This is a genomic window from Lysinibacillus sp. COL-1, assembly GCF_059814265.1.
Window position 1 is genome coordinate 1,291,177 of record NZ_JCAWSJ010000004.1, and the last position, 18,155, is coordinate 1,309,331.

16 protein-coding genes and 1 pseudogene are annotated in these 18,155 nt (G+C 39.0%); 11 read left to right on the forward strand and 6 right to left on the reverse strand.

Annotated elements, in window-relative coordinates:
• Positions 1–171: 171 nt before the first annotated feature.
• The gene (locus AC6BKE_RS14565) at positions 172–1,053 is read right to left on the reverse strand and encodes a tyrosine-type recombinase/integrase (RefSeq protein WP_342504005.1); all 882 of its coding nucleotides are present in this window, start codon (positions 1,051–1,053) and stop codon (positions 172–174) included.
• Between the two features lie 415 nt (positions 1,054–1,468).
• Between AC6BKE_RS14565 and AC6BKE_RS14570 the strand changes: the two genes are divergently transcribed.
• Positions 1,469–4,252, forward strand: coding sequence for an S-layer homology domain-containing protein (locus AC6BKE_RS14570; RefSeq protein ID WP_499857083.1), 2,784 nt, complete (start codon positions 1,469–1,471; stop codon positions 4,250–4,252).
• Between the two features lie 343 nt (positions 4,253–4,595).
• Positions 4,596–4,801 (forward strand): annotated as a pseudogene (locus AC6BKE_RS14575) (IS3 family transposase); the annotation flags it as partial.
• 61 nt (positions 4,802–4,862) lie between these two features.
• Here AC6BKE_RS14575 and AC6BKE_RS14580 read toward each other — a convergent pair.
• Both AC6BKE_RS14580 and AC6BKE_RS14585 read right to left on the reverse strand, forming a co-directional pair.
• A complete protein-coding gene (locus AC6BKE_RS14580) occupies positions 4,863–5,408 on the reverse strand; it encodes a GNAT family N-acetyltransferase (protein ID WP_499857085.1) in 546 nt (181 codons plus the stop codon).
• Positions 5,409–5,424: 16 nt separating this feature from the next.
• Positions 5,425–6,249, reverse strand: a complete 825-nt coding sequence (locus AC6BKE_RS14585; RefSeq protein ID WP_036126881.1) for a methyl-accepting chemotaxis protein — start codon at positions 6,247–6,249, stop codon at positions 5,425–5,427.
• Between the two features lie 300 nt (positions 6,250–6,549).
• On the opposite strand from AC6BKE_RS14585, the gene AC6BKE_RS14590 reads away from it, so the two are divergent.
• Complete coding sequence (locus AC6BKE_RS14590) at positions 6,550–7,755, forward strand: MFS transporter (protein ID WP_499857088.1); 1,206 nt, start codon at positions 6,550–6,552, stop codon at positions 7,753–7,755.
• A gap of 24 nt (positions 7,756–7,779) precedes the next feature.
• Positions 7,780–8,508 (forward strand): sulfite exporter TauE/SafE family protein, encoded by a 729-nt coding sequence (locus AC6BKE_RS14595; protein WP_271912735.1) that lies wholly within the window; start codon positions 7,780–7,782, stop codon positions 8,506–8,508.
• A 179-nt stretch (positions 8,509–8,687) separates the two neighbouring features.
• Here AC6BKE_RS14595 and fabI read toward each other — a convergent pair whose 3' ends face one another.
• From fabI to AC6BKE_RS14610, 3 genes are all read right to left on the reverse strand, one after another.
• Positions 8,688–9,470, reverse strand: coding sequence for an enoyl-ACP reductase FabI (gene fabI / locus AC6BKE_RS14600; protein WP_080717138.1), 783 nt, complete (start codon positions 9,468–9,470; stop codon positions 8,688–8,690).
• Positions 9,471–9,635: 165 nt separating this feature from the next.
• Positions 9,636–10,229 carry a hypothetical protein gene (locus tag AC6BKE_RS14605; RefSeq protein WP_058844234.1) on the reverse strand — a complete coding sequence of 198 codons (594 nt, stop codon included), beginning with the start codon at positions 10,227–10,229 and terminating at the stop codon, positions 9,636–9,638.
• Between the two features lie 128 nt (positions 10,230–10,357).
• Positions 10,358–10,606, reverse strand: a complete 249-nt coding sequence (locus AC6BKE_RS14610) for a ferredoxin (RefSeq protein ID WP_004232564.1) — start codon at positions 10,604–10,606, stop codon at positions 10,358–10,360.
• Positions 10,607–10,712: 106 nt separating this feature from the next.
• On the opposite strand from AC6BKE_RS14610, the gene AC6BKE_RS14615 reads away from it, so the two are divergent.
• The 7 genes from AC6BKE_RS14615 (at position 10,713) to AC6BKE_RS14645 (ending at position 18,149) form a co-directional block, all read left to right on the forward strand.
• Positions 10,713–11,744, forward strand: a complete 1,032-nt coding sequence (locus tag AC6BKE_RS14615) for a YpbB family protein (RefSeq protein WP_058844235.1) — start codon at positions 10,713–10,715, stop codon at positions 11,742–11,744.
• Positions 11,745–13,187, forward strand: a complete 1,443-nt coding sequence (locus tag AC6BKE_RS14620) for a RecQ family ATP-dependent DNA helicase (RefSeq protein WP_499857091.1) — start codon at positions 11,745–11,747, stop codon at positions 13,185–13,187.
• 86 nt (positions 13,188–13,273) lie between these two features.
• Positions 13,274–13,990 (forward strand): LysM peptidoglycan-binding domain-containing protein, encoded by a 717-nt coding sequence (locus tag AC6BKE_RS14625; RefSeq protein WP_036126804.1) that lies wholly within the window; start codon positions 13,274–13,276, stop codon positions 13,988–13,990.
• A 144-nt stretch (positions 13,991–14,134) separates the two neighbouring features.
• Positions 14,135–14,890 (forward strand): metallophosphoesterase, encoded by a 756-nt coding sequence (locus AC6BKE_RS14630; RefSeq protein ID WP_340810271.1) that lies wholly within the window; start codon positions 14,135–14,137, stop codon positions 14,888–14,890.
• A 113-nt stretch (positions 14,891–15,003) separates the two neighbouring features.
• Positions 15,004–15,969, forward strand: a complete 966-nt coding sequence (locus AC6BKE_RS14635; protein ID WP_036126799.1) for a YpdA family putative bacillithiol disulfide reductase — start codon at positions 15,004–15,006, stop codon at positions 15,967–15,969.
• A 58-nt stretch (positions 15,970–16,027) separates the two neighbouring features.
• Positions 16,028–16,588, forward strand: a complete 561-nt coding sequence (locus AC6BKE_RS14640; RefSeq protein ID WP_499857092.1) for a glycerol-3-phosphate acyltransferase — start codon at positions 16,028–16,030, stop codon at positions 16,586–16,588.
• A 4-nt stretch (positions 16,589–16,592) separates the two neighbouring features.
• A complete protein-coding gene (locus AC6BKE_RS14645) occupies positions 16,593–18,149 on the forward strand; it encodes an aminotransferase class V-fold PLP-dependent enzyme (RefSeq protein ID WP_499857093.1) in 1,557 nt (518 codons plus the stop codon).
• Positions 18,150–18,155 lie beyond the last annotated feature (6 nt).

The following is an 18,155-nucleotide window of genomic DNA, read 5'->3' on the forward strand; positions in this document are numbered from 1 at the left end:
CAATGAATGCTACCAAGAAAATTTAATAGAATTTAAGGATCAACACTCATAAAGAATTTTTTATTTTCACTGTCTACTTGACTGGGAGCACCACACCCACATTTTTATGCAAAAAAGCCCAATCCTTTCAAATTGCGCTAATTACGTTTCATATTTAGTTTTACATAGTTGTCACATTATTTTTTTCTGAGGAAACCCGTAATTTTTTTGCCAGTTCGGGATGATTTTCAGCTTTGCCAACTGCTTTTGTTTCGTTTCGGCACTGGTTTTCAAATAACGTCTTGTGGTGTCAATGCTTTTATGTCCTAAAATATCCGCTAAATCCGACAGTGGATTGCCACAGTCTAAAAAGCTTCGGGCGAAGTAGTGCCGCAGATTGTGGGGGAAAACCATTGCTGGATCAACTCCGCATTTCTCTGCTACTTCTTTCATTGCACGTGCAATATAGGAACGGCTTATAGGGCTGCCTTTACTGCCCGTAAAAACAATACCGCTTTTCACATTTTTTTCCTTGCAATATAAGGATAAATGACCTTGTAAATCCTTATGTATGACAATCGTGCGTACAGTTCCTTTATTGTTAATAAGAACCTTACCGCTCTTGATAGCCTCAACGGTGATAAACTGCAGTTCCCCTATGCGTATTCCTGTGTAGGCAAGCGTTAGCATAATCATCGCAGTTTTCGTCTTTTTATTCGTGAAGGCGCTTTCAATCAACTTGTCAAATTCCTTTTGGGTAAGCTCATGTTGAGCGGTGGTCTGTTCTTGAATTCTCAGAGCCTTCAGGGTGAAATCATCCATCTCCATAAATTTTAAAAATTTATTGACCGCCGCAATGCTACGGTTGACGCTTGAAGGTTTCAGCCTTATTTCCATTGATTTTTTATACTCTATTAAATATTCCTTTTGCAGTTTCCCATCTTTTCCCTCTAAAAAATCAATCAATTTCAAAATATCTTTTTGATAGCTTCTGATACTATTTTTTGCGTATTCATTGTATGTTAAATGTTTAATGAATTTAGGCAAACCACCCTTTAGCTTGTTTAATAACATAAAAATAATATACTCCTTTTTGACTTTGACAAGAGTATATCAGCAAGTATTACAATTTACAACATAGTTGCGATAAATATAATTATCGCAACTACTAGTTTTATAATAAACTATAATGGGCATAGTAAACCCTACAATTATTTCATTATTTGAACAAATCGTCAAAAAAACTTCAAAGCTTGCAAAGCTCCTTCTTAGAAGGGTTTTGCAAGCTTTTTAAGTTGCGATAATTATATTTATCGCAACTCAAATAAAAAGATATGTAGGCAAAGGAACTGGTGCGGCTGGGGGGAGAAGCATATTAACACATACTTATGCGATCTTTTTGTTAACAGAATACATCACAAAAGTAATACTAATCCAAATTTAAAGTTGTCCAGAAGGAAGTTAGTAACAAATTGGAGGTAATGAAAAAATGAATTATTTTAAAAGAATAACGGGTACTGTAAAAGGAATAGCCAATAAGCGAATGATTTCACTGCTGTTATTTCTGACAATGTTTTTTTCACTCATGCCACAGTTTATGTTGTCGGCAAATGCGGATAGCGAAGTTACCCTGTTTGTATCACCCAGTACAGTTTCCAACGATACTGCTCCTAGAGCGGATGGCGCAACCTATGCCACGCTGCAGGGAGCGATAAATGCAGCCCAGAACAATGATACGATTGCTGTAACAGAAGATATAACGATGTCAACGACAATTTCAATTATGAAAGATATTACGCTAATAGCTAGTGGAGGAAATTACAAAATTACATTGGGTATTAATGCTAGTTTTTGGGTCCAGAATGGCTTTGATTTGACTTTGGGTGGAGGCTCGGATACTGAAGTACTTACGCTTACGGGTTCTCAGAGAACACTTATATCTGTTGCAAATGGCAATATTGTAGTAAACAACGGAGCAAAGCTTTTAGCAACTGGCACTGGGAATATGGTACTGGATTTATACGATCCGAAGGCGTCCGGAAAAATAACTGGCGGACATTTGGAATCTTCCGGATCAATCGCCATTTCGATGACGAATGGTGCTACACTGGAGGAAATCAGTGGCGGAACTATCATTGGTAAAATGCACTCGTTATATATGTATGACGAAGGTACAAAAGTCAATCTAATTTCGGGTGGCACTTTCAAAAATTTGGCTGCTGCTCCAGATAGGTGGGCAAATGTTCAGGTGGACGGTAAGGCACAAATTGGTGAGATTTCCAACGGTGATTTTTTTGCGGAACATGAGATTTCCGCTCTTCGCCTAATTCGAGGTGGAAAAATTGGGGAAATCAGCGGTGGGAGATTTATTTGTGCGTATACTGGACTTACTACTAATAAAGAAGGAAGAGGAGTTGACATTGTAGCATTGGACTATCCGTCAGGTATCGATGAAATATCCGGCGGAACTTTCGATGGAGAGATAGGTGTTCTGCTGATCGAGGCCGGCGCTTATATTAACACGATAAGCGGAGGAACTTTTTCAGGTGGACAATCTGGCCTCCAAAATGATATTGGCGGTACTATTGGTACCATTAACAATGCCGTTATCACTTCAACGAACATTGGTCTTCTGAATGTTGGCACGATTAATGAAATCGGCAGTGGCACAGAAATCACTGGAGATTCTCTTGCCCTTTGGAACTATGCGTCGAATAATCCAAATGCTATTATCAAGCTCATCAGTGGGGGCAAATTTACCACCGTTAGCGCATCTGGGGAAGCTTTTCTAAACGAAACCACAGTAAACTTGATTTCAGGCGGCATTTTCACTGGTGGGTTCTATGCAATCAATTCAACTACATCAAGCAGCACTTCTCCTGCAAAAATCGGCACTATATCGGGAGGCGTTTTTTACGCCCAAACAACAGGTGGTGCAAGCCTTGTAGCTATCAAACTAGCCAATCCGTTAATTTTGGAGCCTGCTTTAATTACTAATAAGGGGGTAGCGCGTTTTTGGGGAAACGGAGGCAGTATTTTTAATGATGAATCCCTTGTAATCTACCCAGCAGGTTATCATATGAGTACTGCTACTGAAGCGGTAAGCAGTATTGCAGGTGTAGAATTTAAATATTTGACAAAGTCACTTTATACGGTAACCTTTAATTCCAACGGTGGTTCTGTAGTGGCAGAAAAAACGGATATACCCCTAGGTAGCCTTATAACCGAGCCAACGTTACCGACCAAAAGTGGCTATACATTCAGCGGTTGGTATAAAGAAGATTCCCTAACCAATGCATGGGACTTTGCTATAGATACTGTTACCGACAACATTACGTTATACGCAAAATGGATAAGTAAAGGTGGAGGTGGTAGTGGTAGTGGTAGTGGTAGCGGTAATGGTAGTGGCGATGGCAGTGGTACACCTACGGCGACATTACTAGTTCAAGGCATAGACAAGCAAACCGGGGAAATTATTTATAGTAAAAGTTCAAGTATTACAGTTGGCAGCACAGAAACTATAAACGCCCCGGCTATTGAGAGTTATCAATTGGATGCAGGCAGTAAAAGGACGGAAACGATAACGATCAAATCAGGTGAAAACAAGGTTGTATTCTACTATAACAAGAACACAGTCGCTATCCCTGAGCTTGAAACCGGTGAGCATATCAAGTATATCAATGGCTACCCTGACGGCAGCGTAAAGCCAGAAAGCTCAATCACAAGAGCGGAAGCAGCAGCAATATTTTTCAGACTGATAAAAGACGAAAATAAGAATACGGCTGTAAGTGGAAAGTTCAGCGATGTCGGTGGCGGCACATGGTATGAACAGTCGGTCAATTACCTTGCAAGTCAAGGTATACTGAAAGGGTATGGGGATGGCACGTTCAAACCTAGACAGACAATCACAAGAGCGGAATTTGCAGCCATAGCCTCAAGATTTGATAACCTGTTAACAAGCGAAAACACTTCGTTCAATGATGTGCCAATCAATCATTGGGCGGCAGAGTATATTGACAGCGCGTATACTAAGGGTTGGATTAATGGCTATCCTGACGGCAGCTTTAGACCGGCAAGTTCAATCACCCGCGCGGAAGTTGTGAAAATTGTAAACACCATGTTAAACCGCAAAATCGAACTTAACGATATTCCATCGGACGCGCCGCAATACAAGGATTTAAATAAAACACATTGGGCATATTGCCACATCATAGAAGCGTCTACAGAGCATACCTACACACGTAAGGAAAACGGCTATGAGCTGTGGAAATAGTAAAGTAAGTATTTTCTATTATTTTACTCTGCATGTTTCGATCTATGTGCCGAAAGAAAAAACAAAATCAGCGGAGGAGACCATAAACTTGAAGAATGATCGTTCTTCCGTTGAATTGTTAAAAGCATAGATAACTAAACCGGTGATAGGTATGCAGCAAGAGTTCCATTAGGGGAGATTGATCTGGCTGATTCTCATATTCGAAAGTGAACTGCGCCCAATTGTTAGATCCACTCTTACAATTAGAGGTGCAGTTTTTCTATGGATAAATTTACTGCTGAGGAAAAATTGGGAGCCGTTTTACGCTATTTAAACGGCAAAGAAGGTTATAGAGAAATGGGGGAAATTATCATCTGCTGATAATACCCTTATTAAATCGTTTCTTCTACATTAAAATCTGAAACGTTCTATTTAGACAATTGAAAGCGTACTATGACGGCAATCGTCAAACAAACTGTCAAAGACTATATAAATTTTGATAATGATATCCGAATACAAGCGACACTAAACAACCAGTCGCCGATTCAGTACCGACAACTGATTGGATAATGCTTTTTGATCCCTGTCTTATATAGGGGCAGTCTCAAATTGATTCATCAGGACGCTACTTTTATTTTTGTTGCTGCCATTCACTTACAAGCATGCCGTATACAACATGATCCACGTAATGGTCATAGAGCCATTCTGCTGAGCGAATCGTACCTTCTTTTATTAGGCCAAGTCGTTCGGGTATTGCACGGCTTTTGTGATTGGCTTCAGCAACACGAATTTCCACTTTATGCAGCTGCAATGTTTCAAAGGCATATTGTAAGAGGGCTTTTACCGTTTTTGTCATAATGCCATGTCCCTGAGCACCTTCACTTAGCCAATAGCCGATCGTACCAATGTTATTATTCGGATTAATGGCATTAAAGCCAGCTATGCCGACGATTTCATGGTTAAAAAGAATAACGAGGGAGAGACTACTTTTTGATTCATGTCCTTTAATACAGCCCTCAATATAAGCTTTCGTGTCTGCCACTTTCTTCGTGTAATCCAACCATGGTAGCCATTCTTTTAGATACTCTCTAGAGGCATCTGTTAAGGTAAAAACCTTTTCTGCATCCTCCAAGGTGATTGTACGTAAAGATAGATCTTGGTCAATGGTTATTTGCATCTTGTGGACCTCCCAATTATTTTAATGCATCGTGCATAAAGCCCTTCATTTCGCGGCTTAGTACAGTCAGCTCTTCAATGATTTCGCTAAAATCCTGTACAAGCTGTGCTTGCTCATTCGTTGCATCATTGATTTGTCCCATATTTTGCTTTAAGTTTTCAAGATTTCTATTAATATTACGTAAGGAAGATTCTATATTTTCGGTAGCACTAGATGTCTCAAAGGATAATTTTCGAACTTCCTGTGCCACAATATTAAAGCCAGCACCATGCTGTCCAGCGCGAGCAGCCTCTATGGATGCATTTAAACCAAGTAAATTGGTTTGGCGGGAAATGCTTTTGATTAAATCCGTTACGGCATTGGTTTTTTCTGAATCTTCTAGGGCATGCTGTGCCTGCTTATTTATTTCCTCACTAGTAGCCGCTAATTCCTCTGAATGGGAAGCGATTGTGTGGACTTTATCTTGTAGGCTATTGACGATATTATCCATAGTACTCATATAATCTTCGAGTTTAAGCTCATTATCTATTGGTAGGCCAAATGCTAAGGCACCTACTACTTGACCATTTTCACGAATGGGGAATGAAAAAGCATTGATTGCTACGCCGTAAACATCCTTTGGTATAACCACATCTGCATTTTGTCCGTTAAAGGCAATGTAAACATTTTGGTCATTAGCATTTACTTTTTGTCCATCATGATAGCCTGAATCTACACGTTTCCCCGCTAAATACTTGATGACTGTTTCACTATCCTTTTCAATAACAGCTACAATGGCTTCTTGCTTTAATGCAAGGTGAATATAAGGTGCTGCAAGGGCTAAAGCTTCAATAATTTTCATAAAAATTCCTCCAAGTCTAGTCAATGAAAAATGGTTGTGTCATCTGTATTCATTGTGACAATGGTTCTAGATGATTACCTTTACTGTAGCATAATATTTGCCAAGTCAAAATAGTAAATTCCTTTTTATAAATAGCTTTTAAAAAGAGAGTTGGCGTGTTTTGAATGTCAATTAAAATTTGCTTTTTCCTGGTGAAAATGGTGATGAATTTGTCTATTATTTGACGGAGGGATCGTGTGTTTTACGAAATATTGTATTAGAATAATAGTAGTATGTTGAAGAGCTGAAGGAGAGAGAGTCATGGAATATATACAAAAAGGCACGAGAGCGTTTCATAAAGCAAACTGGGCCTTATTTTTGGCAGGCTTTATTACTTTTGCAAATCTCTATATAACGCAGCCATTACTACCGACATTTGCAGATGTGTTTCACGTCTCGCCAGCTGTAGCAAGTTTATCTCTTTCTGTCACTACCTTTGCCTTAGCAGTGAGTTTAATTATTGTTAGTTCTTTATCTGAGGCATGGGGAAGAAAATCATTGATGACGATTTCTATTTTTGCAGCCTCTGTATTGACAGTGGCACTAGCGTTTTCACCTAACTTTGAAATGATTTTAGGATTGCGTGTGCTACAAGGCATCGTTTTTGCAGGTTTACCGGCAATTGCCATGGCTTATTTGGGGGAGGAAATGGAACCAGCAAGCTTAGGTGTTGCCATGGGCTTATACATTAGTGGTAATTCTGTGGGAGGGCTTAGTGGACGAGTCATTATCGGAACATTAACGGACCATTATAACTGGCATATAGGGATGATGGTGCTAGGAGGAATTAGCCTTTTTGTCAGTGTGTTGTTTGTCTGGATGCTGCCAAGCTCCAAGCATTTTAGCCCACGTCCTTTACAATTAAAAGCATTAACTAAAACGCTGTTGCAACATCTGAAGGACTCTTCTATGTTGTGTCTATATGGTATAGGATTTGTTCTAATGGGAAGCTTTGTCACACTTTATAACTATATTGGCTTTCAATTAATGGCCCCTCCCTATAATTTGAGCGCGACCATTGTAGGCTGGATATTTGTCATATACCTAGTAGGGACATTTAGTTCAGCATGGTTTGGTAGCCTAGCCGATCGTTACGGACGCCAACAAATGTTATTACTAGCCATTGCCATTATGTTGGCAGGAGCCATAGTAACACTCAATGGGCTCCTTACTTTAAAAATTATCGGCATTACGGTGTTTACCTTTGGCTTTTTTGCAGCTCATTCTATCGCGAGTGGCTGGGTGAGTAGACGGGCAACACATGATAAAGCGCAAGCGTCATCCCTTTATTTATTTTTTTATTATGTTGGTTCGAGTGTTGGCGGGACAGTAGGTGGTGTTTTTTGGATGAAGTATGGCTGGGTAGGTGTGATCGCCATGATTGCTCTATTTTTACTAATTGCTTGCGTGTTATCTTTCTTATTGAAGGAATTAATTGCTAAGCAACATGCAATAACCACTCTATAGTACTAAATGATGTGAGGTGTCGTTTTGCAGGAATTACTTTTGTACTTTTTTATTATACTAACAGCTTCCATTTTGCAAACAAGTACGGGGTTTGGTTTTTCTATCATGGCCACCCCTTTTTTACTGTTGCTTTTTTCTCCGCAAGAGGCAATGCAAATAAATATCGTACTGTCCCTTGTTATTTCATGTTCTCTCATTTGGAAGGTGAGGCATGATATTGATGTCGCTTTGCTGAAGAAGATAATAATTGGTAGTGTTGTGGGCGCTCCTTTTGGCAGTATTTTATTTGCCTTAGTCGATGTCACGACATTTAAACTTATTATCGCCATCCTCTTAATAGGTCTTACGTTTCTCTTGATGAAAAATCTCTCCATTCAACAAACAAGTGGTAGAGATTATGGCGTTGGTTTAATCTCAGGAATGTTTACAACAAGTATTGGTATGGCAGGGCCGCCATTGTTGCTGTATTTTGCGAGCACCCATCGAAATAAGGAAACCATTAGAGCTATTTCACTAGCCTATTATATTTTTATCTATCTTATTAGTTTACTATCTCAAGTCACTGTTGAGGGCACAAGTAAACTGGTTTGGATTTATAGTCTGTATGCCTTGCCTATTGTTTTCATCGGCCTTATTTTAGGACAAATCTTGTTTACTAGGCTCAATCAAAAGCTATTTAAATCATTAATTTATCTTCTTTTAATAGCAGCAGGTATGATTTTATTGATACAAACTATATGGACGATGCTATAAAAAAGAATGGAAGAGAATATTTATCTTCCATTCTCATAGTGTTGAGAAACAAAACCATCCATAGCATTTTTGTGAAAGGTGAAAAAGGATTTCCGTTGGAGGCTACTTGCTTTCCTGTGGGCGAGCGCTGAGCTGTTTCCTACGCTACCGCTCAGAGGCTTGCCTGTCTCGCTATATAGTTAACCCATAATATTGTAGCCAGCGTCGATGTAAATTGTTTCACCAGTTACACCACGTGATAGGTGAGATAGCATAACAATCGTCATATCGGCTACTTCGTCTTGTTGAACATTCCGTTTTAATGGAGCTGTTTCTTCAATTTTGTGTAAAATGGTATTAAAAGAAGGTACACCTTTTGCAGCAAGTGTACGAATAGCTCCAGCTGAAATGGCATTGACACGAATATTATCCTGACCAATATCAGCAGCAAGATAGCGCATGGAAGCCTCTAATGCAGCTTTTGCTACACCCATAACATTATAGCCATCAAGCACACGTTCAGCCCCTAAGTAACTCATCGTGACAATAGAGCCACCTTCTGTCATATACGGATGAGCTGCTTTTGCTGTTGAAATAAGTGAATAAGCACTTGTATCTTGTGCAAATGCATAGCCTTCACGAGTTGTTTCAAGGAAGCGGTTGTGTAAGTCTTCGGCGTGGGCAAAAGCTACTGAATGCACAATACCATGAATAACGCCAACCTTTGAGCCGATTTCATCGAAAGCCGCTTTTGTACTGTCATCACTATTTACATCGCATTGCACGATGAGTGAATCAGAATGGCCAATTGTGTCTAATTGCTTTTGTAATTTCTTTAATGAGCGTTCTTGTCGATAGGTGAAAATAACATTTGCACCTACGTCAAATAAGCGTTTCGCAATGCCCCAAGCAATACTACGATCATTTGCTACACCCATAACTACAATGTTTTTATCTTTTAATTGTAATAAATTATCCATCATTATAAAGAACTCCTTTGCGAGATAATATCTGTTATTAGTACCAACTACTAAAATCTTATCATACATAAAATATCGTTGCAATAACAAGATGAAAAGAGAAGTCGTTTCATAAGCAAAAAAAATTCATCTCTTTCTTATGAGAGACGAATTAAAGGTAGTCCTATTTTATTTGTTACCATGCTGTTCATACAGATATACTGCTCGATTAACAGCACTGCTGACGGTGATTCTAAAGCTATTTTGTGAGCGAATGACTTGAGCTAGTATTTTGATTGCTCTTGTTTGATCTCGGTGGAATGTAGCATTGTCTGTTTGAAAATCATCCTCTAAATGAGCGAGAAAATATGGTTTTAAGTGTTGAGGGAGTAATAAATCAGCTTCAGAGCTTTTTTCAAGCGTATTGTACACCCACAGGTCTATTGCATTTGCTAATTGGAAAGCGACAAAATACTGTAAATCATCATTCTCAAATCCCTTTGTTTTTTGAATTATTTGAATCTTTTTGAGCTCGTCTATTAAAAATGTATTGATGGAATAGTTAATTGCTTTAGAAGGATTGAGAATGAGTTCATCGTTGAACTGAGATTTTAAGAAAACCCAGTTATTTAACACGATGGCCCATGAATCTAGTGTATTCAAACATTTAGCACAAACATCTGGAAAAACTGGTTGCCATTTAGCAGCAAGATTTTTAAATAAATTCATATGGTCTTGATTAATAAGAAATAAACTATGTTCAACTTGTAGCTGCTTAAACATTATCATTCCTCCAATAGATTGGTATGTATAGCAATAGACCATATGATTATCTCTTGATGCAAATATTTAATACACATAAGAAGGCACCCAAAGTAGGATGCCTTTTAGGGTATACATTTACTTGAAGACTATTCGAATTTTAATGAATCGCCATCGAAAGTTTCGTCGGCTACTTTGATGGAGTCTGTTGGACAACCTTCAAAAGCATCTTGCATATCTTCTAATAGATCTTCTGGTACTTCAGCAGTTCCCATGTTATCATCTAAAATAACGAAGGCAATCCCTTCATCATCATAATCATAAATGTCTGGCGCTGCGGCTCCACATGCGCCACAGGCGATGCATGTATCTTTATCAACTATTGTGTATTTAGCCATTTTTTTCTCTCCTTTAACGATGTTCCTACAAAGCTTCATACTCATTTTAAAGATGTTTATCTTACATTTCAACTTAAATACTATTAAATTGGAGGAATTTGCGTCAATGTTTCATCAAATTTTATTGCAAATCTTTCAAAAACTCCATAAGGAGCGGACAATTTCGGCAGCCTATCATGTCCTAAGAGGAAAGCGTTCAGGCCAGACAATTCAAGATATTGGTCTTTTTCAGTTGCATCCATATTTTGGTCTGTTGCCGAAACTACCTCGTGCCACATTTGACGAGGCGGTTACCTTATTTATGCAATATAGTTGGTTAAACGTGCAGGAATCCGGTCATTTTTACATGGAAAAGCTAGGATTGCAGCGTGCACAGCAAACACCGACCTTTTTCTTTGATGGTTGGCATTATCGAGGGAATGAGCATGTTTTTTATGCAAGGCTTTCTCTCCTTGTCCAAAGCTTGTCACATCAAACTGCAACAGTTCGTTCTTTTTCACCAATCAGTAGGGATCCAGTAATTCAAGCATGGGTGCGCTCTTTTTTACAGGAGCATCATTACAAGGAGGGTCATTTGCAGCAACAATTAGTGGTAGAATGTACAAATGTACTCCAAACGATCCCTGTTTCAGATGCCAACAAACAGCTTGTTCTTTACCGCCTCAGTGGTTATCGATTACCAGGCTGGACTTGGCAACAGCTTGCATTTGAACGGAAGGAGAACGTGTTAGATAGTCAATTAGCATTTATAGAAACACTACATATATTATTAAATGAAGTGCAACAAAAATTAAATGATTACCCACTGCTTGGTCGAGTGGCTGAAGGGTTAAAAGTGACAATTTTATTAACTGATTCTGCCCAGCAAACAGCACAGTTATATGAGCAAGGCTATTCAATGGAGGAAATTGTACAAAAGCGAAAATTAAAACAAAGTACAATTGAGGATCATTTTGTAGAATTAGCCATGTATGAACCGAACTTTTCTATTGGACCATTCGTCTCATATGAAGAAGCACAAAAAGTTTGGCAGGTATCCAAGCAATATCAAACAAAAAAATTGAAAATATTACATGGAGCATTAGAGGACATGAGTTATTTTCAATTAAGGCTTGTCCTTGCGAAAGGAGAAGTTTAAATGGAACTTGAACAATTATTGCACAAGCATTTTGGTTATTCATCATTTCGACCAGGGCAGAAAGAAGTCATTGAAGCTTTGCTGCAAGAGCAAGACGTTATTGCCTTATTGCCGACAGGAATGGGGAAATCACTCTGCTACCAGCTTCCAGCCTATATATTAGAAAAGCCTGTCTTAATTGTGTCACCATTGCTTTCATTAATGCAGGATCAGGTAGAAGAGCTGAAGCGTTTTGGAGAAAAGAGAGTGATCGCTTTAAATTCTTTTTTATCCCAAACAGAAAAACGCTATGTACTACATTATCTAGAGCAGTATCGGTTTATCTTTACCTCACCAGAAATGTTATTACAGCAGCAGGTACAAGAGAAATTAGCGCAAATGAAGCTTGGCTTAATCGTAGTGGATGAAGCGCACTGTATATCACAATGGGGCTTTGATTTTCGACCGGATTATTTACGAATTGGTGAATGGTTTTCGAGGGGAAATCGCCCGCCAATATTGGCGCTATCCGCCACAGCAACGGATAAGGTCGTTCGAGATATACGTGAGACCCTATCACTCAAGACGCCATTTGAATTTATGTATAATGTTGACCGCGCAAATATTCATTTAGGTCGTATAATAGTAGAGGATAAGGCTGATAAAGCTAGGTGGCTCATGCAGCATATTAAAGAAACAGCAGGACCAGGTATTTTGTATGTATCTTCACGCAAACGTGCGCAGCAATATAGTGAAGCCCTTTTACAAGCAGGTATTCGCACCGCAGCATACCATGCAGGCTATGGAGCAGAAGACCGTCAGTTTATTCAGCAGCAGTTTATAGATGGTGAACTGGATTGGATAGTCGCCACGAATGCTTTTGGTATGGGCATCAATAAACTTAATATACGTCAGGTTATACATGAATCGATGCCTGCCAACATAGCGAATTATATGCAGGAAATAGGTCGTGCAGGGCGTGATGGTCAGTCTGCACTTGCCATTTTGCTGTATAGTGAAGGGGATGAAGAGCTAGCGAAATTTGTAGTGACAGGTGATTTGCCGACACCACACCATGTTGATCGCTATCAGGAGCTGCTTTCCCAGCAAATACAGCCAACACAGATGCTGAAAAATGGTGAGCTGAGCGAGACAGCTTTTCGTGTGCTGGATTATTGGGTGCAACAAGAATCTAGTGAACAAGTGAAGGCTCGATTAAATCATTTAGCCCTAGAGAAATACAGTGCGGTGAACGAAATGCTAAAAATCATTCAGACAAAAGACTGTATTCGTGAACATTTAGTCGGGTATTTTGGGCAAAAATTGCAGAAAAAGCCGGAAAACTGTTGTGAAAATTGTGGAATCCATTATGATGAAATCAAGAAAACACGCTTACAAGAAGATAAGAAAATTGAAATGGTTTCGTGGGAAAGTCGATTGCAGCAACTTTTAATGGGTATTTAGACTAAAACTGACGGTCATTTACTTTTTTCGTAAAATTCGTCATAATAGACATGATAGAAAGCGTAGTAAGGTTGGGGGAAAGGCGAATGAATAAAGAAGATTATCGCGATAAAATAGAAGAACATCGTCAATCATTTGAAGATGAACAAAATGAACAGCAATCCTTATCAAGAGTTTCCAGAATGAATAAAAATGGCAATAAAAATAAAAAGCCAAAAAATACAAGACGGAAAACACCGTTAATGACGATTTTGTTTGTTATTTTTATCCTAATTCCATTAACAATTCTTATTTATTTTTGGAAATTTTATGAGCCAGGAAAAACGATTGAACAAGCTGAAAAAGATACAGCAGAACAGGTCGTCGAATTAGATCCTTCCGAGTCATCTGCATCTGATAAAGAGAAAGATAAAGGTAAGGGACAAGACGATCAAGGAGATAAAAAAGCACAGGAGCAATCTCAAAAAGATGCAGACAAATTAGCAGCTGAACAAAAGGCTGCGGAAGAAGCGAAAAAAGCTGAAGAAGCAAAAAAAGCTGAGGAAGCGAAAAAAGCCGAAGAAGCTAGAATAGCACAACAACAGGCAGAGGCAGCAAGAAAAGCAGAAGAGGCGAAAAAAGCCGAAGAAGCGAAACAAAATGCTAAAGCCACTACACATACTGTCAAAGCGAATGAGAACTTATACCGAATCGCATTGAATCATTATGGCGATGGTAGTGAGGCGACATTAGCTAAAATTCGTGCTTTCAATGGTATGTCTTCAAATACGGTCAGGGTTGGGCAAGTAATTAGGCTACCTTAATAAGATTTTTTAATGGTTATATAGTTTTTCTAGTATAAAATAACAGACAAACGTTCACACCAAAACGTACGTCTGATTTAGCGAAAAGGCGATTCTTCTTAAGAAATGAATCGCCTTTTTGCTGTCGTAAGGAGAAGTGAGGAAATGCTATATATAGGGCTATTTCTTTTAGTTGTCATCGCCTTTCTACTTTATATGTGGAAGGTAGCGCATGAAAATAATGTATTACATCACCAGCTTTCATTATACGGTGAACAGGAACAGGTACGATTATTTTTTATTTCAGATGTACATTTACGTAAAATAAATAAAAAAATGATTGCACAATTAGAGGGACATTTTGATGCTGTGATTATTGGTGGTGACTTTGCAGATAGCCGCACACCTATTGAACGGATTCATGAAAATTTGACTTTATTAAAGTCTATCGCACCAATCTATTTTGTGTGGGGCAATAATGACAGAGAAATTGGAGAAGAAAGGCTAAAGGACATTTTACAGGCCTATCAGGTTCAAATCATTGTCAATGATGCTGTGCTACTTCCTGTAAAAAATCGTTTTTGGTTAAGTGCAATTGAAGATACAACAGTGAAAGAATATAGCTTTGAAAAGGCCTTTGAAAAGGTAGGAGAGCAGGATTTAGTTGTTTTCATTGCACATAACCCAGGTGTTTTTGCCAAAGTTCGAGCAAAGTTCCGAGCAGATTTAATGATGGGGGGACATTTACATGGGGGGCAGATTCGATTCGGTCCTTATGGTGTTCATCCCAACGGTTCCTATCGACAGCGTGATGGTGTCATGACCTTAGTAAGTAATGGCTATGGCACGACATTAGTGCCTTTTCGACTTGGCGCAAAACCTCAATGTCATATTATTGACATTGATATTTCGAGTAAATAACCAACCAATTCTTGTGAGAAGGCGTATAATAAAAAGGTATCGTCTATTCTATAATTATGTGAAAGCATGAAGCAGCAACTAATGCTGTTCAAATTCGATTGGAGTGTCAAGAAATGCAGCAAGCAGATGCAATTATTGTTGGAGGTGGCCCATGTGGCTTAGCAGCAGCAATAGCTTTGCAAAATATTGGATTACAACCTATTGTGATCGAAAAGGGCAATATCGTGAATGCCATCTATCACTATCCTACACATCAAACTTTTTTCAGTACAAGTGAACGTTTAGCTATTGGTGACGTACCTTTTATTATTGAAGGCCGTAAACCAAAACGAAACCAAGCACTTGTTTACTATCGAGAGGTTGTCCGCTTGAAAAATATACAAGTAAATCGCTTTGAAAAAGTGCAAAGTGTTGTGAAAAATAACGATGTGTTCACTGTCACATCTGATAAAGATACGTATGAAACGCCGTATGTAGTAATTGCAACGGGCTATTACGATCACCCGAATTATATAAATATTAAGGGTGAACAGTTACCCAAAGTATTCCATTACTTTAAAGAGGGACATGAATTTTTTGATACGGATGTACTTGTTATTGGTGGCAAAAATTCAGCTATAGATGCTGCGTTGGAATTAAATAAAGCAGGCGCTCGTGTAACAGTTGTCTATCGTGGTAGTGAATATTCTTCAAGCATCAAACCGTGGGTCTTACCTGAATTTGAAGGGGTAGTCAAAACGGGAGAAGTTGACATGCGTTTTAATACGAATGTGCTAGAAATTCGTGAGCATGAAGTGGTTTTAGAAGTAGCTGGGCAAGAGCAAGTAGTAAAAAATGATTTCGTTTTTGCTATGACTGGCTACCATCCAGATCACACTTTTGTCAAAGCGATGGGCGTTGAGATTGATGAAGAAACAGGGCGTCCTTTTGTTACGCCAGAAACGATGGAAACTAATGTCGAGGGCTTATTCATTGCGGGAGTTATTGCCGCAGGGAATAATGCCAATGAAATTTTTATCGAAAATGGGCGTTTCCATGGTGAATGTATTGCTCGAATTATTGAGCAAAGAAAAAAATAATGACCGAGGCTGTATAGGCATCTAGCTTATACAGCCTTTTTAGTAAGGAGGAATCACATTGATTGGGTTGTATTGGGCCCTTAGCTATTTAATGGGAAACTTCATGACAGCTTATTTCGTTGGTAAGGTGTATGGTGTCAATTTGCAGGCAGAGCGTAGTAAAAACTTGGGCGCACGTAATGCAGGAAGTGTTATTGGAAAAGCGGCCTTTGTTTGGACTTTTCTTGGTGATGCACTGAAAGGAGTACTAGTCGTTTGGTTAGGGTATTTGTGGCAATTAGAAGAATGGGTCATGATTGGTGGAGCTGCATGGGTAATAGCCGGACATTTATTTCCTATCTGGTTGAAATTTAATGGCGGAAAAGGTGTGGCTACTTTTATCGGTGTTGGAATCGCCTTATCACCGAGCCTATTTTTATGGATGATTATTGGTACTATGCTTTCACTTGGCTTTATACGAAGTTTGACACTTAGTATGGTTGGAGGCTTTATTTTCTATATAGGAGCTATTATTCAGGCGGGGAAATTAGAGCCGTATGGACTGCTCATTATAGCAATCATGTGCATGCTCATCAAGCATATGTCTAATATTCAGGAATCGTTAAAAAGAAGGAAGTGAAGAGATGTATTGGTGTAAAATTGCCCAAACAAATGCCGAGTTTGAGGCTATCGCTCGATTGAATTATGAAACATTTGTTGAAGAGATTCCACAGCATGAAGCGAATTCGACAAGAATAAAAGTTGATCGATTTCATCAGGAGAATACATATGTCGTTGTGTATAAGGAAACAGAATTAATTGGAATGGTCGCGTTTAGAGATCAACGACCGTTCTCGATTGATGAAAAAATTGGCGAGATTGAGGGATATTTACCTAAAGAAAATTGTGTGAAACCTTGCGAAATTCGATTACTTTCAGTGAAAAAGGGTTATCGAACGGGGCGGGTACTATTGAAACTTACACAAGCTTTAACTACCTTTGCCTACGAAAAAGGCTATACAGCAGCAGTAATTTCAGGGACAACAAGAGAAGAAAAGCTGTATAAGCAGATGGGCTTTAAACAATTTGCACCAGCTGTAGGAGCAAAAGATGCAATATTTTTACCGATGGTGCTAACAAGACATGAATTTGAACAATCATTACAACATAGACTAGCGACGGAACAGTTTACATTTTATCCAGGACCTGTGAAGCAATTGGAGATGAGTAATTATTCAGATTTATCGCACCGATCGTTACCATTTTATGCACTTTATGAACGAGTGCAAAAAAAGCTACTGCATTTATCGAATGCCAATTATATTGGTGTAATCGTTGGTACGGGAACATTGGCAAATGAAGTGATGCTGGCCCAATTAAAGGCGCAACAATTAGGGAAAGGGCTTATTTTAACAAATGGTGAATTTGGCGAACGTTTACGGAAGCAAGCTACTCGCTGGTCATTATCGTTTGATGTAGTGGAGAAAGACTGGGGGACAGCGTTTGATGGAGATGAGGTGGCGTCACTGCTTGAAACGGGGGCTTATCAGTGGATGCTAGCAGTGCATGGTGAGACTTCCACAGGGACTTGTAATGATTTAGAGCATTTGAGTGAGCTAGCTAAGCAATACCATGTAAAGCTATGTATAGATAGTATCAGTACGTTTGGTGCCATGCCATTTTCTTTACAAGACTGTTATTTGGCTACAGCAGTGAGTGGCAAAGCCATCGGTGCGTTAAGCGGGCTAGCATTTGTGTTTTCACAATCCCTTGTACCACCAGCTGCTACATTACCTGCTTATCTTGATTTAGCAAATTATCAGCAAGGTGCCATACCATTTACACTACCTGCAATGTTATTGGGTAATGTTGAGGTGGCATTACAAGCCTATCCAGCACGCTATGAGCAGCTGCAGCAACGCTTTCAGGCACTGCTGCAGCTTCCCATCATGCAATATCAATACCGAACAGTCCACTATCCAATGCTTGTAACTGTTCGATTGCCAAGTACTTATTCTAACCTACCCATTGATCTAGCATTAAATGGGCTATTGGTTCATGGTGAAAGTCATTATTTACAACAAAGGGGATTCATTCAATTTTCCGTAATACAACCAGATTTCGACGAAGCCTTAGCTCGTCTTCGTGAAATATTGTACTACTATGAACAAGTGATAGCGGCAGAGCAAAGTACCAGCTAAAAATAT